Source organism: Methylobacterium sp. OAE515, from assembly GCF_041806315.1.
Classification (GTDB): Bacteria; Pseudomonadota; Alphaproteobacteria; order Rhizobiales; family Beijerinckiaceae; genus Methylobacterium; species Methylobacterium tardum.
On sequence record NZ_JBGMUV010000001.1, the window covers coordinates 1453950 to 1474829 of the forward strand.

At 71.6% G+C, this 20880-nt stretch carries 23 protein-coding genes; 13 read left to right on the forward strand and 10 right to left on the reverse strand.

Annotation, left to right across the window (positions count from 1 at the left end):
• Positions 1–80: 80 nt before the first annotated feature.
• Genes phnD through phnE (ABIE45_RS07175) form a run of 3 tightly spaced genes read left to right on the forward strand, consistent with a single transcriptional unit; the run spans position 81 to position 2774 of the window.
• A complete protein-coding gene (phnD, locus tag ABIE45_RS07165; protein WP_192706072.1) occupies positions 81–1010 on the forward strand; it encodes a phosphonate ABC transporter substrate-binding protein in 930 nt (309 codons plus the stop codon).
• A 16-nt stretch (positions 1011–1026) separates the two neighbouring features.
• Complete coding sequence (gene phnE, locus ABIE45_RS07170) at positions 1027–1908, forward strand: phosphonate ABC transporter, permease protein PhnE (protein WP_192706073.1); 882 nt, start codon at positions 1027–1029, stop codon at positions 1906–1908.
• The gene (phnE, locus tag ABIE45_RS07175) at positions 1905–2774 is read left to right on the forward strand and encodes a phosphonate ABC transporter, permease protein PhnE (protein WP_192706074.1); all 870 of its coding nucleotides are present in this window, start codon (positions 1905–1907) and stop codon (positions 2772–2774) included. The genes phnE (ABIE45_RS07170) and phnE (ABIE45_RS07175) overlap by 4 nt, the downstream gene beginning before the upstream one ends.
• 191 nt (positions 2775–2965) lie before the next feature.
• Here the strand turns inward: phnE (ABIE45_RS07175) and phnF are convergent, their stop codons facing one another.
• Complete coding sequence (phnF, locus tag ABIE45_RS07180; RefSeq protein WP_192706075.1) at positions 2966–3709, reverse strand: phosphonate metabolism transcriptional regulator PhnF; 744 nt, start codon at positions 3707–3709, stop codon at positions 2966–2968.
• A 79-nt stretch (positions 3710–3788) separates the two neighbouring features.
• Between phnF and phnG the strand changes: the two genes are divergently transcribed.
• Genes phnG through phnN form a run of 8 tightly spaced genes read left to right on the forward strand, consistent with a single transcriptional unit; the run spans position 3789 to position 9975 of the window.
• Positions 3789–4259 (forward strand): phosphonate C-P lyase system protein PhnG, encoded by a 471-nt coding sequence (gene phnG / locus ABIE45_RS07185; RefSeq protein WP_192706076.1) that lies wholly within the window; start codon positions 3789–3791, stop codon positions 4257–4259.
• Between the two features lie 2 nt (positions 4260–4261).
• Entirely contained in the window at positions 4262–4849 is a 588-nt protein-coding gene (phnH, locus tag ABIE45_RS07190) for a phosphonate C-P lyase system protein PhnH (protein WP_192706077.1), read from the forward strand.
• Between the two features lie 3 nt (positions 4850–4852).
• Entirely contained in the window at positions 4853–5959 is a 1107-nt protein-coding gene (locus tag ABIE45_RS07195; RefSeq protein ID WP_192706078.1) for a carbon-phosphorus lyase complex subunit PhnI, read from the forward strand.
• Positions 5956–6825, forward strand: coding sequence for an alpha-D-ribose 1-methylphosphonate 5-phosphate C-P-lyase PhnJ (locus tag ABIE45_RS07200; RefSeq protein ID WP_192706079.1), 870 nt, complete (start codon positions 5956–5958; stop codon positions 6823–6825). The genes ABIE45_RS07195 and ABIE45_RS07200 overlap by 4 nt, the downstream gene beginning before the upstream one ends.
• On the forward strand, positions 6822–7595 hold the full coding sequence (phnK, locus tag ABIE45_RS07205; protein ID WP_192706080.1) for a phosphonate C-P lyase system protein PhnK: 774 nt from the start codon (positions 6822–6824) through the stop codon (positions 7593–7595). The genes ABIE45_RS07200 and phnK overlap by 4 nt, the downstream gene beginning before the upstream one ends.
• Positions 7592–8299, forward strand: a complete 708-nt coding sequence (gene phnL, locus ABIE45_RS07210; RefSeq protein WP_192706081.1) for a phosphonate C-P lyase system protein PhnL — start codon at positions 7592–7594, stop codon at positions 8297–8299. Before phnK ends, phnL begins: the two co-directional genes overlap by 4 nt.
• Before the next feature lie 9 nt (positions 8300–8308).
• The gene (locus ABIE45_RS07215) at positions 8309–9445 is read left to right on the forward strand and encodes an alpha-D-ribose 1-methylphosphonate 5-triphosphate diphosphatase (protein ID WP_192706082.1); all 1137 of its coding nucleotides are present in this window, start codon (positions 8309–8311) and stop codon (positions 9443–9445) included.
• Positions 9445–9975: a phosphonate metabolism protein/1,5-bisphosphokinase (PRPP-forming) PhnN gene (gene phnN, locus ABIE45_RS07220; RefSeq protein ID WP_192706083.1), complete on the forward strand. Its 531-nt coding sequence runs from the start codon at positions 9445–9447 to the stop codon at positions 9973–9975. Before ABIE45_RS07215 ends, phnN begins: the two co-directional genes overlap by 1 nt.
• 7 nt (positions 9976–9982) lie before the next feature.
• Here phnN and ABIE45_RS07225 read toward each other — a convergent pair whose 3' ends face one another.
• The 6 genes from ABIE45_RS07225 to folE all read right to left on the reverse strand — a co-directional run bounded on the left by ABIE45_RS07225 (position 9983) and on the right by folE (position 16086).
• A complete protein-coding gene (locus tag ABIE45_RS07225) occupies positions 9983–11086 on the reverse strand; it encodes a TAXI family TRAP transporter solute-binding subunit (RefSeq protein WP_192706084.1) in 1104 nt (367 codons plus the stop codon).
• Positions 11087–11131: 45 nt separating this feature from the next.
• Positions 11132–12196 carry a hypothetical protein gene (locus ABIE45_RS07230; protein ID WP_192707302.1) on the reverse strand — a complete coding sequence of 355 codons (1065 nt, stop codon included), beginning with the start codon at positions 12194–12196 and terminating at the stop codon, positions 11132–11134.
• A gap of 721 nt (positions 12197–12917) precedes the next feature.
• A complete protein-coding gene (gene aqpZ / locus ABIE45_RS07235) occupies positions 12918–13658 on the reverse strand; it encodes an aquaporin Z (RefSeq protein ID WP_192706085.1) in 741 nt (246 codons plus the stop codon).
• 330 nt (positions 13659–13988) lie between these two features.
• Positions 13989–14972 (reverse strand): patatin-like phospholipase family protein, encoded by a 984-nt coding sequence (locus ABIE45_RS07240; protein ID WP_192706086.1) that lies wholly within the window; start codon positions 14970–14972, stop codon positions 13989–13991.
• Positions 14969–15391 carry a phosphoribosyl-AMP cyclohydrolase gene (gene hisI / locus ABIE45_RS07245; RefSeq protein ID WP_192706087.1) on the reverse strand — a complete coding sequence of 141 codons (423 nt, stop codon included), beginning with the start codon at positions 15389–15391 and terminating at the stop codon, positions 14969–14971. The genes ABIE45_RS07240 and hisI overlap by 4 nt, the downstream gene beginning before the upstream one ends.
• A 23-nt stretch (positions 15392–15414) precedes the next feature.
• A complete protein-coding gene (gene folE, locus ABIE45_RS07250) occupies positions 15415–16086 on the reverse strand; it encodes a GTP cyclohydrolase I FolE (RefSeq protein ID WP_373622853.1) in 672 nt (223 codons plus the stop codon).
• Between the two features lie 406 nt (positions 16087–16492).
• On the opposite strand from folE, the gene ABIE45_RS07255 reads away from it, so the two are divergent.
• Positions 16493–16936 (forward strand): iron-sulfur cluster assembly scaffold protein, encoded by a 444-nt coding sequence (locus ABIE45_RS07255; protein WP_192706089.1) that lies wholly within the window; start codon positions 16493–16495, stop codon positions 16934–16936.
• 4 nt (positions 16937–16940) lie between these two features.
• The gene (gene yidD / locus ABIE45_RS07260) at positions 16941–17279 is read left to right on the forward strand and encodes a membrane protein insertion efficiency factor YidD (protein WP_192706090.1); all 339 of its coding nucleotides are present in this window, start codon (positions 16941–16943) and stop codon (positions 17277–17279) included.
• A gap of 183 nt (positions 17280–17462) precedes the next feature.
• On the opposite strand, the gene pdxA is transcribed toward yidD, so the two are convergent.
• From pdxA to ABIE45_RS07275, 3 genes are all read right to left on the reverse strand, one after another.
• Positions 17463–18488, reverse strand: a complete 1026-nt coding sequence (gene pdxA / locus ABIE45_RS07265) for a 4-hydroxythreonine-4-phosphate dehydrogenase PdxA (protein ID WP_192706091.1) — start codon at positions 18486–18488, stop codon at positions 17463–17465.
• Between the two features lie 19 nt (positions 18489–18507).
• Positions 18508–19599, reverse strand: coding sequence for a four-carbon acid sugar kinase family protein (locus tag ABIE45_RS07270; RefSeq protein ID WP_192706092.1), 1092 nt, complete (start codon positions 19597–19599; stop codon positions 18508–18510).
• Positions 19600–20026: 427 nt separating this feature from the next.
• A complete protein-coding gene (locus ABIE45_RS07275) occupies positions 20027–20800 on the reverse strand; it encodes an FCD domain-containing protein (RefSeq protein WP_192706093.1) in 774 nt (257 codons plus the stop codon).
• Positions 20801–20880 lie beyond the last annotated feature (80 nt).

Consider the following 20880-nt stretch of genomic DNA (forward strand, 5'->3'; position numbering starts at 1 on the left):
CCAACCACGGATCGGGAAACGCCCGGCCGGCCACGCGCCCGGCCGAACCCGCGACACACGCCGACACGAAGGACGACACGATGATCACCCGACGCACCCTCGCCGCGGCCGCCACGGCCCTCGCGCTTCTAGGCCTGCCGGCCGCCGCCCAGGACTGGAAGGCGCAGTATCCCGAGCTGACCCTGGCGGTGATTCCGATGGAGAATGCCAGCGGCACCGTCGACCGCTACGCGCCCCTGGCGGACTACCTGACCAAGACGGTCGGCGTGCCGGTGAAGCTGCGGGTCGCCAGCGACTACGCCGCGGTGATCGAGGGCCAGCGCGCCGGCAACATCCAGCTCGCCTTCTACGGACCGGCCTCCGTCGCCCGCGCCGCGATGACCGGCGTGAAGGTCGAGCCGGTGGTGAGCCCGATCCACGAGACCGGCGCCGCGGGCTACTACTCGGTGATCTACGCGCTGGCCTCCAGCCCGTACAAGACCATCGAGGATCTGAAGGGCAAGAACCTCGCCCTGGTCGATCCGAACTCCACCTCCGGCAACCAGGCGCCGCGCTTCTTCCTGAAGCGGGCCGGCTACGACGTGGACAAGTTCTTCGGCAAGGCGGTCTTCGCCGGCAGCCACGAGAACGCCGTCCTGGCGCTGACCCAGGGCACGGTCGAGGCCGCCGCCAACCTGTGGAATTCCGAGACCGACTCGATCGTCACCCGCATGATCACCAAGGGCATGCTGAAGAAGCCCGACGGCACGCCGATGCAGACCTCCGACTTCCGGGTGGTGTTCAAGTCCGACTTCCTGCCGGAAGGGCCCTACGCCATGCTGTCCACCCTCCCGGACGACCTGAAGGCCAAGATCCGGGACGCGTTCGTCGCCCTGCCGAAGGCCGACAAGGCCGCCTTCGACCGCCTCTCCGACGGCAAGGACCAGGGCCTCAAGCCGGTGACCCTCAAGGATTACCAGCCGATCATCGATATGCTGCGGTTCAACGACGAGCAGCGCAAGAAGTCCTGATCCGGAGGCGACGGCCTTGCCTGGCCTGACGAAGCTGCCGCCGGAGCGGGAAGCCGCCCTCTCCAGCCTCTACGCGGCCTCGACCGGTGCCGCGCGGCGCCGGACGCTGGCCGGGTTCGCGGCGGTCGCGGCCCTGGCCGTCCTCGCCGGGTACGCCGCCGAGGTGCGGCCGCTGGTCCTCGCCGGGAACATCGGCAAGTTTACCGCCTACATCCAGCAGATCCTGCCGCCGGTCGGCCTCGACCATCCGGTCGAGGATCTGCGCGCCTGGTACTGGGGCCTGCCCGGCTGGCTGGCGCTGCTGGGCGAGACCCTGCTGATGGCCTATCTCGGCACGCTGCTGGGGGCGCTGGCGGGCTTCGCCCTCAGCTTCGTCGCCGCCGCCAACCTGGTGCGGTCGCGGCTGCTGCGGATCCTGGCCAAGCGCTTCCTGGAGGTCTGCCGCACCGTCCCGGACGTGGTGTTCGCGCTGATCTTCGTGATCGCCTTCGGCCTCGGACCGATGGTCGGCGTGCTGGCCATCGCGATCCACACCACGGGGGCGCTCGGCAAGCTGTTCTCCGAGGTGGTCGAGAATATCGACATGCGGCCCGTCGAGGGCCTGTCCGCCTCGGGCGCCTCCTGGGTCGAGACCGTGCGCTTCGCGGTGCTGCCGCAGGTGCTGTCGAACTTCGCCTCCTACGGGCTGCTGCGCTTCGAGATCAACGTGCGCGGGGCGGCGGTGCTGGGCTTCGTCGGGGCAGGGGGGATCGGCCAGGAGTTCCTGGCCGCAATCCGCAACTTCTACTACGCGGACGTGAGCGCGATCCTCGTGCTGATCATCCTGACCGTATTCTGCATCGACCTCGCCACCGAGCGGGTCCGCCACCGGCTGATCGGCCCGGAGACCGCCCGATGAGCGCGGCCCGCACTGGAGCCCTGCGGGCGGCGGCCCGCGCCGACCTCGCCCGGCTGCGCGCCCGCTACCCGGCGCAGTTCCGCGCCGACCGGGCGGCGCGGGCGCGCCTCGTCGTCGGTCTCGGCGTCCTGGTGGGTCTCACTGCCCTGGCGTGCTGGCGGCTCGACATGTCGGCCGCGCGGATCCTCCACGGGCTCGGGCGGCTCGGCACCTTCGCGGTGCTGATGCTGCCGCCGTCCCCGGAGGGCCATCTCTGGACCTTCCTGCACGCGCTCGGCGAGACGCTGGGCATCGCGTTCCTCGGCACGCTCACGGCGGCGGTGCTGGCCTTCCCGGTGGCGTTCCTAGCCGCCCGGAACGTCGTGCCGAACCCGTTCGCCCGGTTCGCGGTCCGCCGCGGCCTCGACATCCTGCGCTCCGTGGATGTGCTGATCTGGGCGCTGATCTGGATCAACGTCGTCGGGCTCGGCCCCTTCGCCGGCCTGCTGGCCATCGCCTGCTCGGATGTGGGCGCGCTGGGCAAGCTGTTCTCTGAGGCGATCGAGACCTGCGACCGCCGCGCCGGCGAGGGCGTCGTCGCCTCGGGCGGCTCGGCCCTCCACCGCATCCGCTTCGGGCTGATCCCCGGGGTGCTGCCGGTGCTGGCGAGCCAGGTGCTGTACTTCTTCGAGTCGAACACCCGCTCGGCCACGATCATCGGCATCGTCGGCGCCGGCGGCATCGGCCAGTACCTCACCGAGCTGATCCGTGTGCTGGAGTTGCAGCAGGTCGCCTTCCTGGTGCTGATGATCCTCGTCACGGTGGCGGCGATCGACTGGATCTCGACCCGCCTGCGCCGGGCGATCATCGGGCCGGCGGCGCGCTGAAACTCTGGCCGGGTGACGTCATTCCGGGGCGCCGCAGGCGAGCCCGGACCCGGAGGCGGGCAATCCAGACCCGCCGACGCGGCAGGATTGCACATCGCAGGCGGTTCTGGGTTCCGGGCTCCGCCTCGCGGCCCCGGAACGACGCGGCGCGTGAGCGGGACCCGCCGCATCCGGGCCTCATCCAGGTCTGCTCACCCCCCGATCACCAGCTCCACCCGGTCGGCGGCGAACAGGGTCCGGTTCGCCTGGATCGGCACGCCCGCGGGATCGACGTTCACGCTCGACACCACGAGGACGACCCGCCCCGGCGCGATATCGAGCCGCCGCGCCTCCTCGGCATCGGCCGGGCGGGCGCGGACGCGTGTCGAGAGCCGGGTGTAGTCGGGGACGCCGCAGGCCGCGAAGGCCCGGGTGATCGACCCGCGCGCAGCATAGGCCTCGCCGAAGCCGGCGAAGCGCGGCAGCGGCAGCCAGGTCAGCGCGGTCGAGAGCGGCGCGTCGTCGGCCCGGTGGACCGTCAGCAGTTCCAGAACGGGCGCGCCGGTGGCGAGGGCGAGCGCCGCCGCCTGCTCGGGCCCGGCCGGACGCGTGGTCGAGCCGATCAGGTCGCCCCAGGCCTCGCGGCCCGCCCCGGCGACGATCTCGGAGAAGCGGGTGCGCGGCCCGATCGGGTAGGCGAGGGGCGCCTCCTCCACGAAGGTGCCTCGGCCCTGGCTGGCGCGGACGAGGCCGCCCTCGGCCAGAGCGGCCAGCGCCCGCCGCACCGTGTGCCGGTTCACCGCGAACCGCGTCGCCAGGACGGCTTCCGGGGGCAGCTTCTGGCCCGGTGCGTAACCGCCCGCCGCGATCTCGGCCGTCAGGGCGTCGGCGATCTGCCGCCACGCCGTCAGCCCCTCGCCCCGGACAAGGCCGGGTGCCTGCGCCTGCGCATCCATCCTGTCATCCAAACTTCATTTGTGGCCAGTACGCCAGTTGTCTATACACCTATACAACCGAGCGAAGGAGGGAGTCGCGGTGACGACGAACCCGAGGAATCCGGAATGCGGCGGCGATGGCGCGGCGCGCCGCGCCGTGATGGCGCTCTGCGCTGAGGCGAGCCGCGCCGACCTGGAGGCAGCCCTGTCGGCGCTCGACAGCCCGGCCAGCGCCGATCTGCGGCCGCCGGAGACCGGCCTGGTGATGGCGACCGGCCGGATCGGCGGCGATGGGCGCCCGTTCAATCTCGGCGAGGTCAGCGTAACCCGGGCCGCGATCCGCCTCGCGGACGGCCCGGCCGGCTTCGCCTACCATCTCGGTCGCGACCGCACGAAGGCGCGGCTCGCCGCGATCCTCGATGCCCTCTGGCAGGACCCGGCCCGGCGCGCCCGGGTCGAGGCGGCCCTGGAGCCTGCCGCCCGGCGGGTCGAGGCGTCCCACGCGCAGGCGGCCCGGCGCACGGCCGCGACCCGGGTGGATTTCCTGACCCTCGCCCGCGGAGAGGATTGAGCATGCTCGCACCCGGCTTCGCCGATCCCGTCCACGATGCGCAGGCGGCGTTCCGCGCCGTGATGGACGCGCTCGCCCGGCCCGGCCGGATCCGGCCGCTCGACCCCGGCCTCACGCCGCCCGCGCCGCTGACGCCGGAACTCGCCGCCGTCGCGCTGGCGCTCACCGACGCCGAGACGCCGGTCTGGCTCGACGCCGCCCTCGCCGACGCGCCGGAGGTCGCCGCCTATCTGCGCTTCCACACCGGAGCGCCGCTCACCGACGATCCGGCCCGGGCCGCCTTCGCGCTCGTCCGCGAGCCCGCGCGCTGCCCGTCGCTCGGCTGCTTCGCGCCGGGTACGCCGGCCTACCCCGACACCTCGACCACCCTGGTTCTCGCCCTCGACGCCATCACGTCGGGGGCGGGGCTGCACCTGACCGGTCCCGGCATCGCGGGGAGCGCCCGCATGGCGCTGACGCCCCTGCGGGCGGGCTTCGTCGGCCAGCTCGCCGAGAACCGCGCCGACTTTCCCCTCGGCGTCGACCTGATCCTCACCGCTCCGGGCCAGGTCGCCGGCCTGCCGCGCTCCACCGTCGTGACGGAGGCTTGAGCCATGTACGTGGCCGTGAAGGGCGGCGAGGCCGCCATCGACAATGCCCACCGGCTCCTCGCCGAGACGCGCCGCGGCGACCCGTCCGTCCCGGAACTGTCCGTGGCGCAGATCCGCGCGCAGATGGCGCTGCTGGTCGACCGGGTGATGACCGAGGGCTCGCTCTACGATCCCGACCTCGCGGCTTTGGCCCTCAAGCAGGCCCGCGGCGACGTGGTCGAGGCGGTATTCCTGGTCCGCGCCTACCGGACGACGCTGCCCCGGTTCGGCGCCTCCGTGCCGCTGGAGACCGGCGCGATGGCGGTGGAGCGCCGGATCTCCGCCACCTTCAAGGACCTTCCGGGCGGCCAGGTGCTCGGGCCGACCTTCGACTACACGCACCGGCTGATCGACTTCGCCCTGGCCGCCGAGGCGGACGTCGAGCCCGCGGCCGAGGCCGAGCCGCGGGCCGATACCGCCACCTGCCCGCGGGTCACCGACCTGCTGGCGCAGGACGGCCTGATCGAGCCGTCGCCGCCGGATGACGGCGCGCCCGCGGGCGACCTCACCCGCGAGCCGGTGGATTACCCGGCCGACCGGGCGCTGCGGCTCCAGGCGCTCGCGCGGGGCGACGAGGGCTTCATCCTGAGCCTCGCCTACTCGACCCAGCGCGGCTACGGCCGCACCCACCCGTTCGTGGGCGAGATCCGGGTCGGCGAAGTCGCGGTGGAGTTCGTGCCGGAGGAGCTGGGCTTCGCGGTGCCGCTCGGCCGGGTGCGGCTCACCGAGTGCCAGATGGTCAACCAGTTCAAGGGCTCGCGCGCGGCCCCGCCCCAGTTCACCCGCGGCTACGGGCTGAGCTTCGGGCAGAGCGAGCGCAAGGCCATGGCGATGGCCCTGGTCGACCGGGCGCTCCGCGCGGAGGAGCTCGGCGAGCCGGTGGCGAGCCCGGCCCAGGATCAGGAATTCGTCCTGGCCCATTGCGACAGCCTCCAGGCGACCGGCTTCGTCGAGCACCTGAAGCTGCCCCACTACGTCGACTTTCAGGCCGAGCTGGAGCTGGTCCGGCGCCTGCGTGCCGAGTTCGAGCAGACATCCGAGTCCGTCGAGATGCAGGAGGCCGCCGAATGAGCGCCGCGATCGCGCAGCGCCCGGAGAGCGAACCGGGTTACAACTTCGCCTATCTCGACGAGGGCACGAAGCGGATGATCCGCCGGGCCATCCTCAAGGCGATCGCGGTGCCGGGCTATCAGGTGCCCTTCGCCTCCCGCGAGATGCCGATGCCCTATGGCTGGGGCACCGGGGGCGTGCAGGTCACGGCCGCGATCCTCGGGCAATCGGACGTGCTCAAGGTGATCGATCAGGGCGCCGACGACACCACCAACGCGGTCTCGATCCGCCGCTTCTTCGCCCGGACCTCCGGTGTGGCGACCACCACCCGCACCACCGAGGCGACCATCATCCAGACCCGCCACCGCATCCCCGAGACGCCGCTCGCCGAGGGCCAGACCCTGGTCTATCAGGTGCCGATCCCCGAGCCCCTGCGCTTCCTCGAACCGCGCGAGACCGAGACGCGCCAGCTCCACGCGCTCGCCGAGTACGGCGCCATGCACGTGAAGCTGTACGAGGACATCAGCCGGCACGGCCACATCGCCACCACCTACGCGTATCCGGTGGAGGTCGCCGGCCGCTACGTCATGGACCCGTCGCCGACGCCGAAGTTCGACAACCCGAAGATGGACGATTGCCCGGCGCTCCAGCTCTTCGGTGCGGGCCGCGAGCGGCGGATCTACGCGGTGCCGCCCTTCACGCGGGTGCGCAGCCTCGATTTCGAGGACCACCCGTTCCGCGTGCAGGAATTCACCCAACCTTGCGCCCTGTGCGGGGCAAGCGGCCACTACCTCGACGAGGTGGTCACCGACGATTCCGGAGGCCGGATGTTCATCTGCTCCGATACCGACATCTGCGAGACCCGCGTGGCGGAGGCGGCCCGATGAGCGCGCCGCTCCTCTCCGCCCACGGCCTGACCAAGGCCTACGGCAATCGCCTCGCCTGCGCGGGGATCGATCTCGACGTCACCGAGGGCGAGGTGCTCGCCATCGTGGGCGAGTCGGGCTCGGGCAAATCGACGCTCCTGTCGCTGCTCGCGGGCGAGCTGGCCCCCGATTCCGGCGAGGTCCGCTACCGGATGCGCGACGGGCGGACCCGCAGCCTCGCCGATCTCGGGCCCGCCGAGCTGCGCCGGCTGATGCGCACCGACTGGGGCTTCGTCCGCCAGGACGCGCGCCAGGGCCTGCGCATGGCGGTCTCGGCCGGCGGCAATGTCGGCGAGCGGCTGATGGGCATGGGCGAGCGCCATTACGGCCGGATCCGCGGCCAGGCGCTGGACTGGCTCGGCCGGGTCGAGATCGAGGCCGGCCGCGTGGACGACCCGCCGAGCCAGTTCTCCGGCGGCATGCGCCAGCGGCTGCAGATCGCCCGCAACCTCGTCACGGGGCCCCGCCTCGTGCTGATGGACGAGCCGACCTCGGGCCTCGACGTCTCGGTCCAGGCCCGGCTCCTCGACCTGATCCGGCGCCTCTCGGCGGAGCTGGGGCTCGCGGTGATCATCGTGACCCATGACCTCGCGGTGGCGCGGCTGCTCTCGCACCGGATCGCCGTGATGCGGGCCGGCCGGGTGATCGAGACCGGCCTGACCGACCGGGTGCTCGACGATCCCGAGCACGCCTACACCCAGCTCCTCGTTTCCTCGGTGCTCGCCGCATGACCGCGCTTCTGACCTTCGAGGACGTCGCCAAGAGCTTCACCCTGCACCTGCGCGGCGGCATCGTGCTGCCGGTGGTGGGCGACGTCAGCTTCACGGTCGAGCCCGGCGAATGCGTGGTGCTCGGCGGCCCATCGGGGGCGGGCAAGTCCTCGCTCCTCAAGATGGCCTACGGCAATTACCGCTGCGACGCGGGTGCCATCCGGGTCCGCGACGGCGACGCCGTGGTCGACGTCGTCCGGGCCGACCCGCGGGTGGTGCTGGCGCTGCGGGCGCGGGTGATCGCCTACGTGTCGCAGTTCCTGCGGGTGATCCCGCGCGTCTCGGCCCTCGACGTGGTCGAAGCCGCGGGCCGCGAGGGCGGGCTCGACGCCGAGACGGCGCAGGCCCGCGCCAAGGACCTGCTCGCCCGGCTGAACCTGCCCGAGCGGCTCTGGGGCCTGCCGCCGGCGACCTTCTCGGGCGGCGAGCAGCAGCGGGTCAACATCGCCCGGGGCCTGATCGCCGACCGGCCGCTTCTGCTGCTCGACGAGCCCACCGCCTCCCTGGACGCGCAGAACCGTGCGGTGGTCGCCGACCTCGTCTGCGAGAAGCTCCAGGCCGGGGCCGGCGTGCTCGGCATCTTCCACGACAGCGAGATGCGCGACGCTGTGGCGACCCGGGTGGTCGATGTCACCCGCTTCGCGCCGCAAGCCCGGGCAGCCTGAGGAACAACGATGGACGACCTGATCCTCGAGAACGCCACCCTGGTCCTGCCCGACCGGGTGCAGCGCGGCTGGCTCGCCGTCTCCGACGGGGCGATCGCCGAGATCGGCGAGGGCCGGGCGCCCGCGCGCGGCTTCGATTGCGCCGGCGATTACCTGATCCCCGGGCTGATCGAGCTGCACACCGATCATCTGGAGAGCCACTACGCGCCGCGCCCCAAGGTCCGCTGGCACCCGCTCGGCGCGGTGCTCGCCTACGACGCGCAGATCACCGCCTCGGGCATCACCACGGTGTTCGATTCGCTGCGCGCCGGCAGCGATCCGGACGGCAGCGGCCTCGGCTCCGAGCTGGAGCAGCTCGCGGGCGCCATCGCCACCGCCCGGGCCGGCGACCTGTTCCGGGCCGAGCACTTCACGCACCTGCGCTGCGAGTTGCCCTCCACCGACGTGCTCGACACGGTGGCTTCCTTCACGGCCCGCTATCCCGTGGGGCTGATCTCGCTGATGGACCACACCCCGGGCCAGCGGCAGTTCCGCGACATGGAGAAGTACTACACCTACGCCACCCGCGGCGGCCGGCCCATGGAGGAGATCCGCGCCAACACCGAGCGCAAGATCCGCGACGGCCGGGCGCTGAACGCCAAGAACCGCCCGGCGCTCGTCCAGTTCGCCCGCGAGATGGGGATCCCGCTGGCGAGCCACGACGACACCACCCTGGCGGATGTCGATCTCGCGGTCGGCGAGGGGGTGCGGCTCGCCGAGTTCCCCACCACCCTGGAGGCGGCCGAGTCCGCCCACCGGCACGGGATCACCGTGATGATGGGGGCGCCGAACCTGATCCGCGGCGGCTCGCATTCGGGCAACGTCGCCGCCGCCGCCCTGGCCGAGGCCGGGCGCCTCGACATCCTGTCGTCGGATTACGTGCCGGCGAGCCTGCTGATGGCGGCCTTCCTGCTGCCCGAGCAGATTCCCGCCATCACCCTGCCGGCGGCGCTCGCCACCGTCACGGCGAACCCGGCCCGGGCCACCGGCCTGACCGACCGCGGCGCCCTGCAGGCCGGCCTGCGGGCCGACCTCGTGCGGGTGCAGCGGGCCGAGGGCGTGCCGGTGGTCCGCGCGGTCTGGCGCGCCGGGGCGCGGGTCGCCTGATGCCGGGCTGCCTCGTCCTCGTGGTCGGCCCGAGCGGGGCCGGCAAGGACACGCTGATCCGGCTGGCCCGCGAGGCTCTGGCCGACGATCCGCGCTACGTCTTCCCGCGCCGCCTCGTAACGCGGCCGCCCTCGGCGGACGAGGACAACGACCAGATCGACGAGGCCGCCTTCGCCGAGGGCTGCGCGGCGGGCCGGTTCACCCTGAGCTGGCGCGCCCACGGCCTCGGCTACGCCCTGCCGGAGGCGGCGGGCCGGCTCGCGGCGGACGGGCACGTGGTGGTCTGCAACGTCTCGCGCCGCATCGTCGCCGAGGCCCGGGCGGCCGGCCGGCCTGTGAGCGTGGTCGAGATCACCGCGCCCCCCGAGATCCTGGCGCAGCGCCTCGCGGCCCGCGGCCGTCCGGAGGACGGCGACCTCGCCGCGCGCCTGGCGCGGGAGGGGCAGGTCGAGCCGGATGTGCGGATCCTCAACACGGGGGCGCCGGAGGCGGGGGCCGCGCGGTTGGTGGCGCATCTGCGCGGCTGTTGAGCGGCGATCACTGGCCCTGCCGCCATTTCAGATAGGCTTGGTAGATCTCTTCCTTCCCGGCCTTCCGGTTGGGCTGTGACTGGAAGAACCGGTCGAGATCCGGCCGGTCGGCGGCCTCCTGCTCCCGGTGGCGATCGAGCCAGTCCTGCGCGGGCCGGAAGCGCGTCCAGCCGTTCACCGAGGCGGCCAGGTTGACCTCGCGCCATTTCGGATGCCGCTGCGGAGCCAGGAACTTGTCGAACTGGCCGAAGAAGGCGTCGACGAAGCGGACGAGCTTGTCGTAGCGCGCCGAGCCCCGCGGACTGTTGTAGACGCCGAGGACCGTGCCCACCGCGACGGTCTCCACCGCCTCGTCGGCCACGAGCTTCGGGTAATCGGCCCGGGTCAGGGCCGCGGGGATGTAGGCCTCGTTCATCGTGTCCGGGTAGGGCGCCTTCACGAAGTGGAAGCGGTCCCCCGGATCGAAGCCCGCGATGAAGGCCACGGGCTTCGCCGCCACCGACACGACGGCCGCGATCTCGCCCTTGCGCAGCATCTCGAGGGCGGTCGGTTGGTCGACGTTGATCGCCTCCACGGTCACGCCGAGTTCGCGGAACATGGCCCTGCCGCTGTAGTCGGTGCCGCTGCCCTTGACGTCGAAGCTGACCCGCTTGCCGGCCAGATCGCCGACCGTCCGGACCTCTTTGGGCGCGATGACGTGGAGTTCGTCATCGAACAGCTTGGCGATGAACTGGATGTGCCGCTCGATGTTCTTGAGCCGCTTGTCCTGCCGAAGCTGCTCCAGCGTGTCGGTGCGGACGAAGCCGAGGTCGACGCCTTTCAGGAAGCGGATGTCGTAGGCATTCTCGCCCGCCCCCTTGCCGAGGATCGGCAGGACCCGAAGCTTGTCGCCGTCGTCCAGCACGAAGGCGAGATCGGCACCGACGCGGAAATAGGTTCCGCCGGGCGTGCCGGTCACCACCGTCACGGTGTTGGCGTTCATGCGCTCGCCGAGAGCGGCCTCCGTTGTCGGGCCGCTATCGGGAGGCGAGGAGTCGGAGGCGGCGGCGGCGGGGCCGGACGCCATCAGGGCGAGCCCGAGAAGGGCAGCGTATCGGGCAAGCCTCGGCATGTGCGTGTCCCTCGGTGATCGTCGGATTGTGGTCAGGGCGCGGGGTCAGCGGCCCGTCGCGGCGAGCAGCCGCTCGTCGGTCGGGTTCTGACCCGCAGCCTTCGCGTACAGACTTCGGGCGAGATCCGGATCGGCCCGCAGGCCGCGCACGTTCCAGCGCCGCAGCATGGCCGGGTCCCAGGTCTGGGCGAGGAGAAAGGTCGCGTCCGCCGCGTTGCGCGCCTGTGCACGCTCCAGCAGGAGGCGGGCGCCGCTGATGTCGCCGCGCCGGATCAGGCCCCTGGCGCGCTCCACCAGCGGGTCGACCTGCGGCGTCGGCTGGGCGGTCCCCGGGGGATGCGCGAGCCGCCCGGACTCGCCCTCGGCGGTCGGCCGCCTCTCGACGACGGCCGGCGGCGCCGGGCGATCGATCGCCGCAATGGTCTCGGTCGGCGTACCGCTGGCCGGCGGCACGCCGGCGCCCGCGGTCGTGACCGCCGCATCGGGCGCCGCGGCCTTGGCGATGACCGGGGTGGCCGACGGCGCGCCGCGCGTGGGTGCCGGTGGCGAATCGGAGCCGCGCGGCCCGTCGCCGGCGGTCACGGGCCGGTCAGGATCGTTGGGGAGGAAATTGACGTTGAGGAGGCTCGTCGCAACATCGACCTGCCCACCGGGCTCCGGCGTCCAGATCGCCGCGACGGCGAGCGGAAAGCTGCTCTCGCGCCCGTCGGTCTGGGTGATCTGGATATTCGGAAGATCCCACGCGCTGATGTCCACCTCCCGCTTGTCGTCGGACGGCGAGAAGGTGTTGGTGGAGTCGCTGATCGTCACGCCTCGGGGCAGGCCGAGCAGATGGATGGCCTCGATGGAGATCGCACCCACGCGGACAAGCCTGACATCCAGCGGAAGCGGGGTCCCGAGCTTTCCGGACACATCGTGCGTGGCCACGAACAGATCTGCCGTCTTGCCCCGCGCGGGATCCGCATCGCTTGCGCTGCCCGGCGCGGCGGCATCGGCGGGAGGCTTACCGCCCGCGCTCTGCGCAGAGGCCGGCGGCGCGAAGCAGGCGATCGACGCGAGTGCTGCCAGAGTCGGCGCGTATCCCGCCCTATTTCGGCAAAGCGTTTCCATCGGATGCACTCCTTGTCGGGCGCTATTCCGTTATATATGGCGTCGAGTACAGTGATGATCCGTCGTCGTCAATTAATATTGGTTAGACTCAGAGGATGTATCGTGGAAATAGGTGACGAAATCAGTTGATTTGAAAGTGATTCTGATCGGCGACTGCGTCACGTCGCAGGGTTCGGGCGCGGTCCACAGTCACGGACGGCCCCATCTCAATCCCTTCACGGCGCCGGGTCGTTTCGGCCAGTCGCTGTCGTCGGCTTGCGCGAGGGGTGTGCCGCGAAACCGGGTCGCATGATTCGGGCGGTCGAGCGGAAGGCCGCCTGAATGTGGGCCACTCTTGTCAGCGCAACTTCCGAGAAGCACGCGAGTGATTTGTGATCAGTAGGTGAATAAATCTGTTGCAGGCTGGCTTTGATCAATTTTGGCAAGGGTATTCGGCGAAATAATAGACCGTCCGCTTCGCAACGGATGGGCACGAAGAGGCCTGCAACGTCGCGCGCCGCATCGTCGCCGGGGGGCCGGGCCGGCGGAATGTGAGCGGGGTCGAGATCGCCGCGCGCCCTGAAATTCCAGCGCGGCGTCTCGCGGCCCGGGCTGCTCACGGCCTGAGGCGGGTCTTCGAAGGTCCGCTGGCCGGCCGCGGGACCACCTGTTGCAGCCGTTGTGAGGCCGCTGGGATGCGCAGCGCCGATCCGGGTCGCCCTCGTCCGGAGGAGAGCTGCGCTCAGACGGCGGCCTGCTTCTCGACCACGGTCGTCTCGACGATATCCGCGGGTTCATACAGCCACCGGGCCAAGGCCCCCGCCGCCATCGCGCCCACAATCGGCGCCAGCCAGAACAGCCAGAGCTGACCGATGTACGCGCCGCCCGCGATCAGGGCCGGTCCGGTGCTGCGCGCCGGGTTGACCGAAGTGTTGGTCACCGGGATCGAGACGAGGTGGATCAGCACCAGGGTGAAGCCGATCGGGATCCCGGCAAATCCCACCGCGGCGCCCTTCGACGTCGTGCCGATGATGATGAACAGGAAGAAGAATGTCGTCAGGAACTCGGTGATCAGGCAGGCTGCGAGGCCGTACTTGCCGGGGCTGAGCTCGCCATAGCCGTTGGACGCGAAGCCATTCGGAACCCAGCCCGCCTTGCCGGAGGCGATACTGTAAAGGATCCCTGCGGCGAGGACGGCACCGATCACCTGAGCGCCGATATAGGGCAGAACGTGCCGCGTCGCGCACCGATGGCCCGACCAGAGTCCAAGCGTCACGGCAGGATTGAAGTGGCCGCCTGAGATGTGGCCCACGGCGTAAGCCATCGTGAGCACCGTGAGACCGAAGGCGAGCGCGACACCCAGGAAACCGATCCCGAGTTCGGGGAACGCGGCCGACAAGACGGCGGCGCCGCAGCCGCCAAAGGTGAGCCAGAACGTGCCGAAGAACTCGGCCGTCGCCCGGCGCATCGTATCATGATCCATGCTGATACCTCCCGCCGCGTAGGCCCGCGAGGCACTCATGAAGCAGGTTGCGAAAGGGTTCTTGGCGCGTCGCGAGGGTGACTTGCCTGCGTCAGCTACGGACACTCTGCTGACGCAGCGCGCGATGATTGCATGTCACAAAATCATGCGCAATTATGAGGCCGTCGATTATTTTTAATAAAGTATAAACTGTCAAAAAGGCGATGGGAGATGGTATTCGATGATGACTTTCCGTCGGCTGACGGACGATGGATTGCCCGAAGCGATGGGGGAAATGCCGCGTCGAGAAGCTGGTCTCCGCGACCTTGATCACGATGGAGCGTCCGCCGCTCACGCCCGTGCCGCCGCCCCCTCCAGCACGGCCCGGATCCGCGGCAGCGCCGCCCGGGCGGCCCGGTGCCCCAGGGCGATCCCCTCGGCGGCGCGATGGAAATCGAACAGGCCGAAGCCGGCCACGTCCGGGCCGATGGCCACGTCCGGCGGGTCGCGCTCCAGCCGCGCCCGGGAGATCCGGTCCTGGGTGATGTTGAACGCGTCGAGCACCACCCGGGCGATGCCCGGCACGGCGATCTCGGGTTCGGCCCGGTCGAAGCCCGGCAGGCGCCCGCGCACCACCCGCAGGAAGCCCCGGCGCGGGGCCGGCTCGGGCGCCTCGCGCACGACCGGGCCGCCGGTGTCGCCGTTGAGGTTCACGCAGATCACCAGATCCGCGCCGAGCGACCGGGCCAGAGCCACCGGCACCGGGTTGACCAGCGTCCCGTCCATCAGCACCCGTCCGTCATGGGCGACCGGAGGGAACAGGCCGGGGATCGCGTAGGAGGCGCGCACCGCGTCCACCGCAGGCCCCTCGGTCAGGCTGACCTCGTGGCCGGTGCCGTACTCGGTGGCGACGCAGCCGAAGCGGACCGGCAGGCTCTCGATCCGGCGCTCGCCGAGATCGGCGGCGAGGCGCTGGCGCAGGCGGTTGCCGGCGATCAGGCCGGAGCCTGGCAGCCGCGGGTCGATCAGCCCGACCACCCGGCGTCGGGTCAGCGCCCGCGCGAAGGCCTCGAGCCGGTCGAGCCGCCCGGCCGCGTAGCAGGCGCCGACCACCGCGCCGATGGAGCAGCCCGCCACCACTGTCGGCGTCAGGCCGGCTTCCTCGAGCGCCCGGATCACCCCGATATGGGCCCAGCCACGGGCCGAGCCGCCACCCAGGGCGAGCCCGATCCGCGGACCGGCGCTCGGCGGCGGCCGGACCGGCTCGACGGTGCCGGGGAGGAACAGCGACTCGGCCGATTCGCCTTGCCACTTTGTGGCAAGGGGCCGGCTCATCGCCCGGCGGCCTTCAGGACGACACGGCCGTCCGGGGCACGCTCGACGCTGCGGTAAAAGCAATCCCGCCGGCCGGTGTGGCAGCAGCCGCCGTCGCCGCCGACCGCGACGCGGATCAGCAGAGCGTCCTGGTCGCAATCGACACGCATCTCGACGACGCGCTGGATCTGTCCGCTGGTGGCGCCCTTGTGCCAGAGTTCCTGCCGGGAGCGCGACCAGTACCAGGCCTCGCCGGTCTCGAGCGTGCGCGCCAGCGACTCGGCGTTCATATAAGCGAGCATCAGCACGCGGCCGTCCTCGGCGTCGACCGCGATGCAGGCGACGAGCCCGTCCCGGTCGAAGCGGGGGGTGAGGGCCGTGCCCTCCTCGACCTCGGCGCGGGTGCCGGGGGGATCGAATGCGCTGTCGCTGCCGGTCATGGCGCCGAGGATCGTCCGGGAGGTTACTTGGCGCCGCCGCGCACCAGGGTCAGGAAGCGGACCTGCTCGTTGGCGTCGTCCTTGAACACGCCGCGGAACTGGCTGGTGATCGTCGAGACGCCGGCCTTCTGGACGCCGCGCATCGCCATGCAGAGATGCTCGGCCTCCACCATCACGGCGACGCCGCGGGGTTTGAGGATGCTCTCGATCACGTCGGCGATCTGGGCCGTCATGGTCTCCTGCGTCTGCAGGCGGCGGGCGAAGGTGTCGACCACCCGGGCGAGCTTCGACAGGCCGACCACGCCCTTGGTCGGGTAGTAGGCGATGTGGGCGAGGCCCATGAACGGCACCATGTGGTGCTCGCAGTGGGAATGGAACGGGATGTCGCGCACCAGCACGATGTCCGAGTAGCCCTCGACCTCCTCGAAGACGCGTTCGAGCAGCGCCTCGGCATTGACGCCGTAGCCGCCGAACAGCTGCTCGTAGGCCTTGGTCACCCGGGCCGGGGTATCGCGCAGGCCCTCCCGGGCCGGGTCGTCGCCGGCCCAGCGCAGGAGCGTGCGCACGGCGGCCTCGGCCTCGGCGCGGCTCGGGCGGCCGGTCTCGATCCCGTCGGGCACGCGGGTCGCGGAGGCCGGCTCGGGAGCGATCTCCACGGAGCGGCCGTCATCGGCCGGCCGATTGTCATTGCGCATGCCGTTCAGACCTTGCCCGTTGATCCCGTTCCGGTCGAAACCCTGGCCGTCGCCCTGATAGGATAAGGACTTGAGCGCGGCATCCATGGCATCTCCGGCCCGCGCGATGCGGGACTTCATCGGGGTGCTGTCGGGCTTGGCGTACATCGTCGGATCGCGTCGGGCGTTTGAGGGAAGATCCCGGGCTCGAAAAAGGTTTCAAGCCGGCGCCCCGGTTGGAAGAGAGCCTGGGCTCACCCCGGCCGTGGGCGCGACCCTGGTCGACGACGCGCCTCCTCGCGAAGCGGCCGTGAGGGGCCTATATCATCGTTCGCGGGGCAACACGCAATGCGCAGGCAATGCGCGAGTCGCGCGGCAGAGTCCCGAGGGCTCTGCGCCGCGCTCCGCGCACCCGGCCGAGGATCCGATGCTCGACGACATCTACAACCGCCGTATCCTGGAACTCGCCGCCGACATCCCCCGGCTCGGCCGGCTGGAGAGCCCCGACGCCAGCGCCACGGCGCATTCCCGTTTGTGCGGCTCGACCGTGACGGTCGATCTCGTGCTGGGCGAGGACGGACGGGTGGCGGATTTCGCCCACGAGGTCCGCGCCTGCGCCCTCGGTCAGGCCTCCTCGTCGCTGATGGGGCGGCACGTGGTCGGCGCCAGCGCGGACGAACTGCGCGGCGTGCGCGCGGCCATGCGGGCGATGCTCAAGGAGAACGGCCCTGCCCCGGACGGCGCCTGGTCGGATCTCGCGGTGCTGGAGCCGGTGCGGGAGTTCAAGGCGCGCCACGCCTCGACGCTCCTGACCTTCGACGCCGTGGTCGACGCCCTTGACCAGATCGCCGCCAAGCGCCAGGCCGCGTGAGCGCGTGATCCGGCGCGCCGCGCACGGGCTGATCCGCGGCTACCAGCTCACGCTGTCGGGGGTGATCGGCCGCCAGTGCCGGCACTGGCCGAGCTGCTCCGAGTACACCGACACGGCGATCACCCGGCACGGGCTCTGGCCCGGCGGCTGGATGGGCTTCGCGCGGATCTGCCGCTGCGGCCCGCTCGGCACCCACGGCATCGACCTCGTGCCGGAGCGGCTGCCGGACGGTTCGGCCTGGTACCGCCCGTGGCGCTACGCCCGCTGGCGCAGCGTCGAGGCGCCGCCCTCGCCCTTCGTGTGCGAGGCGATGGAGGAGGGTGGCCGGGTGGAGGCACGTTGAGCAGCCAGCGTTCCTGTTTTGTTTCACGTGAAACAGACGGTGTGGTCTCTGATCCGCGCCGTCGTTCCGGGGCGCCGCAGGCGAGCCTGGAATCCAGAAGCGCTGGCAGAGCCAGGATCTGACGCATCGGCGGGTCTGGATCCCGGGCTCCGCTTCGCGGCCCCGGGATGACGGCCCGTCGCCTCACGCCACCCGATTGGCGGCGAGCCGTTCCGCGAACTCGATCGCCTCGATCAGGCTGCGCTCGTTGGCGATGCCCGTGCCGGCGATGTCGAAGGCGGTGCCGTGATCGACCGAGGTGCGGATGATCGGCAGGCCCAGGGTGATGTTCACCCCCGACAGATCCATCCACTTGCCGGTCGCCGGGTCGATCTCGAAGCCGAGGAGCTTCACCGGGATGTGCCCCTGATCGTGGTACATGGCGATCACCGCATCGTACTGGCCGGCGCGCAGCTTCACGAACACGGTGTCGCCCGGCACCGGCCCGTGGATGTCGAGCCCGTCGGCGTTGGCCATCTCGATCACCGGGGTGCTGACATCGATGTCCTGGCGCCCGAACAGGCCGCCCTCGCCGGCATGGGGGTTGAGCGCCGCCACCGCGATCTTGGGCTTCGCGAGGCCGAGCCCCTTCAGGGCCTTGTCGGTGAGGTCGATGACGAGGCGCAGGCGCTCCGGGGTCAGGCGCTTCGGCACGTCCTCCAGGGCCACGTGGGTGGTGACGTGGGAGACCCGCATGTTGCCGTGGGCCAGCATCATCACCGAGCCGCGCACGCCGGTCAGCTCCGCCAGCATCTCGGTGTGGCCGGCATAATGGTAGCCGGCCTTGTTGAGCGCCTCCTTGTTGAGCGGCGCCGTGACGATGCCGCCGATCTTGCCGGCCATGGCGAGGCGCACCCCGGCCTCGATCGCCTTGTAGGCGAAGCGCCCCCCATCGGCCGAGAGTCGGCCCGGCTCGATCGGCGCGCCCTCGGCATCCGCCTGAAGGCAGCACAGGGCCGGCCAGTCGCCGTCCTCGGCGACCTCGGCGATCTGCTCCGGCAGGAGCTTCAGCGCGGCCTCGGCGCGGCGCAGGGCCGGGGCGCTGCCGATGACCATCAGGCGCAGGTCGCCGGCGTCGATCCGGTCCTTCAGGCGGGAAGCGGCCTTGACGATGATCTCCGGGCCGATGCCGGCCGGATCGCCCATAGTGATGGCCAGGTGTTGGGTCATGGGTCGCTCCTGTCGGGCGTCAGCCCGGTCTGAGGCCGTTCCGATGAAGTAGATCGCGCCAGACGCCCTCCGTTCCGAAGGCGCCCGATTTCGACACCACCGCGAGACCGTCCCAGCGGCCGCCCCGCAGGGTCGAACGCGGCAGGCCGGGGGTGATCTGGCCGGTCACGTCGAGGCGCTCGACCTGGAGCGCGAGGCACAGCGCCTTCAGGGTCTCGCCGCCGGCGACCAGCAGCGTGCCGGGCTTCGGCATCCGGTCGACCACGCCCGCGAAAGCTGCGGCGATCCGCGCTGCCGCGTCCTCCCGGGCGGTGCCGTCGGGCAGGGCGAGGCTCGCCAGGACAACGCCGTCCCGGTCGAGGCGCGTCCGCACGGCGCCGGCGTGGTCCGGGTGGTCCGGTGGCAGGATGAGGTGGTGGCCGCCGCAGGCCGCGAGCTGCGCGGCGGTCTCGGGCCGGTCGGAGCCGAACAGGCCGAGCACCGGGCCGGCGAGACGCGCGTCGCTCGGGGCCGCGACGCCGCGCGCCAGGGCCGCCGCGAGGCCGCCGCTGCCGCACCACAGCACAGCGCCGTCCCGGCCGAGCTCCGCCACCTGCGCCAGATCGGCGTCGCTGTCCGCGTCGTAGACCGCGACGCCCGGAACCGGCCCGTCGGCGACGGAGGCCCGCCGCGCCGGCAGCCCGACCGCCCGCAGCGCCTCGGCGATGTCGCTCGAGACCGGCGCCCAGCCACCGTCCCGCCGGGCGAGCTGGCGCCCATTCTCCGTGCGGCGGCCCTGATAGGGGAAGGCGGGCGCGACGATGCAGCGATCCCAGGCCCCGAGGCGCATCACGGCGGCGAGTTCCGCCGCCCAGGGGCCGCGCAGCAGGCTGTCGACCTTCTTGAAGGCGATGTCGGCGTCGCGCAGCCGGGGCGCGAGGCCGCCGACGATCCCGGCGGCAGCCCCCTCCGACAGCTCGCGGGTCCCGGAGTCGATCGCCAGGCAGCCGGGCGCCTCGGCGGGCAGGATCTCCGGCCACGCCACCGGGATCGGCCCGCACAGGCCGGTGAAGCCGGCCGCCGTGTCGAGGGTGCCGGTCAGGTCGTCGGCGATGAGGCGCAGGCGGGTCATGATGCGCGAGAGGCATTCACCGCGGCATGGCCCGAGCCGCGCCTGTGCCGGTCCTTGCGGCCGGCGGCCGGATCGCCGGCCGGTCCGATGGCAGCAGCGCCGGCTTCGGCACGCATCCTGAGGATCCTCGCGGTGGGCACAGCCCTGACTTGTTGTGAAGCTGTTCGCCGGATACGCCCGACTCGCGTCGCCGGTCAAGGAACGCCGCAGAGGGCGTCGCGTGCTGACGAGGCCGCCGGAACGGTGGCGATCAAACCGCACCGTCATTCCGGGGCCGCACAGCGGCGCCCGGAAACCAGAACCGCTGCGGTGCCAGGACCGGCCGCGTCGGCGGTTCTGGATTTCGGGCCCTGCTTCGCAGTCCTGGAATGACGAGGTGATCTGTCGGAAACCGCCTGCCTCGTCGCGACACCGGCGCGCCGGATACTCACGGCGGCGACATCGACAGGTCGAGGAGCCGCCCCTCGAACAGGCGGTCGCGCGAGCGGCGGATATGGGCGTCCATGCGGGCGCGGGCGACCGCGGCATCGCCGTCGCGGATCGCCGCGAAGATCCCGCGATGCTCCTCCAGCACCCCGCGCAAGCCGGAATTCGGGCCGAGCAGGGCGAGGCCGTGGATCTTCATGCCGATCGCGATGTGCGATTGCAGCGCCTGCAGGGAGGCCGCGAAGTAATGGTTGTTGGCGGCCGCCGCGACCGCGTGGTGGAAGGCGAAATCGGCGTCCTCCCGATGCTGCTCCTGACGGGTGGCGACGGTGAGTAGGTCGAGGGCAGCCTCGATCCGGGCCAGGGCGGTCGCGTCGCGCCGCGCCGCGGCGTGGCCGGCGGCGTCCGGCTCAATCGTCAGGCGGAACTCGTAGCAGCGCTGGATGTCGGCGATGCTCTCCACCGGCGCGAAACCCGGCGCGGGGCTGGCCCCGCGCGGCCGGACGAAGCTGCCCGCCCCCTGTCGCGAGACGATGGCACCCTCCCGGCGTAACTGATCGAGGGCCGCCCGCACCACCGGGCGCGAGACCCGGAAATGGCGTGCGAGGTCGTGCTCGCCGGGTAGGCGGGCGTGGGCCGCGTAGGTGCCGTTGGCGATGCCCGCGCGGATCGCGCGGTAGATACCGTCGGCCGGAGCGGTCGGCCGCACCGGCACCGTGACGGGACGGGATGCCGGATCGGAGGCCTCCGCTTCGTCGGGCAGGGCTGACGACATCCCGAAGCACCTCCGTCCGCGCTCGGCCAAGTCAGCGTGGAAGCCGCACGCTTGTCAACGATTTGTCGACAAGGACACCG

Excerpts from the sequence above, each read along its gene's own strand:
- ABIE45_RS07230 (WP_192707302.1), bottom strand. The coding sequence starts at position 12,196 with ATGGAAACGCTTTGCCGAAATAGGGCGGGATACGCGCCGACTCTGGCA.
- phnH (WP_192706077.1), top strand. The coding sequence starts at position 4,262 with ATGCTCGCACCCGGCTTCGCCGATCCCGTCCACGATGCGCAGGCGGCG.
- ABIE45_RS07275 (WP_192706093.1), bottom strand. The coding sequence starts at position 20,800 with ATGTCGTCAGCCCTGCCCGACGAAGCGGAGGCCTCCGATCCGGCATCC.
- pdxA (WP_192706091.1), bottom strand. The coding sequence starts at position 18,488 with ATGACCCAACACCTGGCCATCACTATGGGCGATCCGGCCGGCATCGGC.
- ABIE45_RS07270 (WP_192706092.1), bottom strand. The coding sequence starts at position 19,599 with ATGACCCGCCTGCGCCTCATCGCCGACGACCTGACCGGCACCCTCGAC.
- phnL (WP_192706081.1), top strand. The coding sequence starts at position 7,592 with ATGACCGCGCTTCTGACCTTCGAGGACGTCGCCAAGAGCTTCACCCTG.
- folE (WP_373622853.1), bottom strand. The coding sequence starts at position 16,086 with ATGCGCAATGACAATCGGCCGGCCGATGACGGCCGCTCCGTGGAGATC.
- phnE (WP_192706074.1), top strand. The coding sequence starts at position 1,905 with ATGAGCGCGGCCCGCACTGGAGCCCTGCGGGCGGCGGCCCGCGCCGAC.
- ABIE45_RS07225 (WP_192706084.1), bottom strand. The coding sequence starts at position 11,086 with ATGCCGAGGCTTGCCCGATACGCTGCCCTTCTCGGGCTCGCCCTGATG.
- phnK (WP_192706080.1), top strand. The coding sequence starts at position 6,822 with ATGAGCGCGCCGCTCCTCTCCGCCCACGGCCTGACCAAGGCCTACGGC.
- ABIE45_RS07215 (WP_192706082.1), top strand. The coding sequence starts at position 8,309 with ATGGACGACCTGATCCTCGAGAACGCCACCCTGGTCCTGCCCGACCGG.
- phnD (WP_192706072.1), top strand. The coding sequence starts at position 81 with ATGATCACCCGACGCACCCTCGCCGCGGCCGCCACGGCCCTCGCGCTT.
- ABIE45_RS07240 (WP_192706086.1), bottom strand. The coding sequence starts at position 14,972 with ATGAGCCGGCCCCTTGCCACAAAGTGGCAAGGCGAATCGGCCGAGTCG.
- phnN (WP_192706083.1), top strand. The coding sequence starts at position 9,445 with ATGCCGGGCTGCCTCGTCCTCGTGGTCGGCCCGAGCGGGGCCGGCAAG.
- ABIE45_RS07195 (WP_192706078.1), top strand. The coding sequence starts at position 4,853 with ATGTACGTGGCCGTGAAGGGCGGCGAGGCCGCCATCGACAATGCCCAC.
- ABIE45_RS07255 (WP_192706089.1), top strand. The coding sequence starts at position 16,493 with ATGCTCGACGACATCTACAACCGCCGTATCCTGGAACTCGCCGCCGAC.
- hisI (WP_192706087.1), bottom strand. The coding sequence starts at position 15,391 with ATGACCGGCAGCGACAGCGCATTCGATCCCCCCGGCACCCGCGCCGAG.
- ABIE45_RS07200 (WP_192706079.1), top strand. The coding sequence starts at position 5,956 with ATGAGCGCCGCGATCGCGCAGCGCCCGGAGAGCGAACCGGGTTACAAC.
- phnF (WP_192706075.1), bottom strand. The coding sequence starts at position 3,709 with ATGGATGCGCAGGCGCAGGCACCCGGCCTTGTCCGGGGCGAGGGGCTG.
- aqpZ (WP_192706085.1), bottom strand. The coding sequence starts at position 13,658 with ATGGATCATGATACGATGCGCCGGGCGACGGCCGAGTTCTTCGGCACG.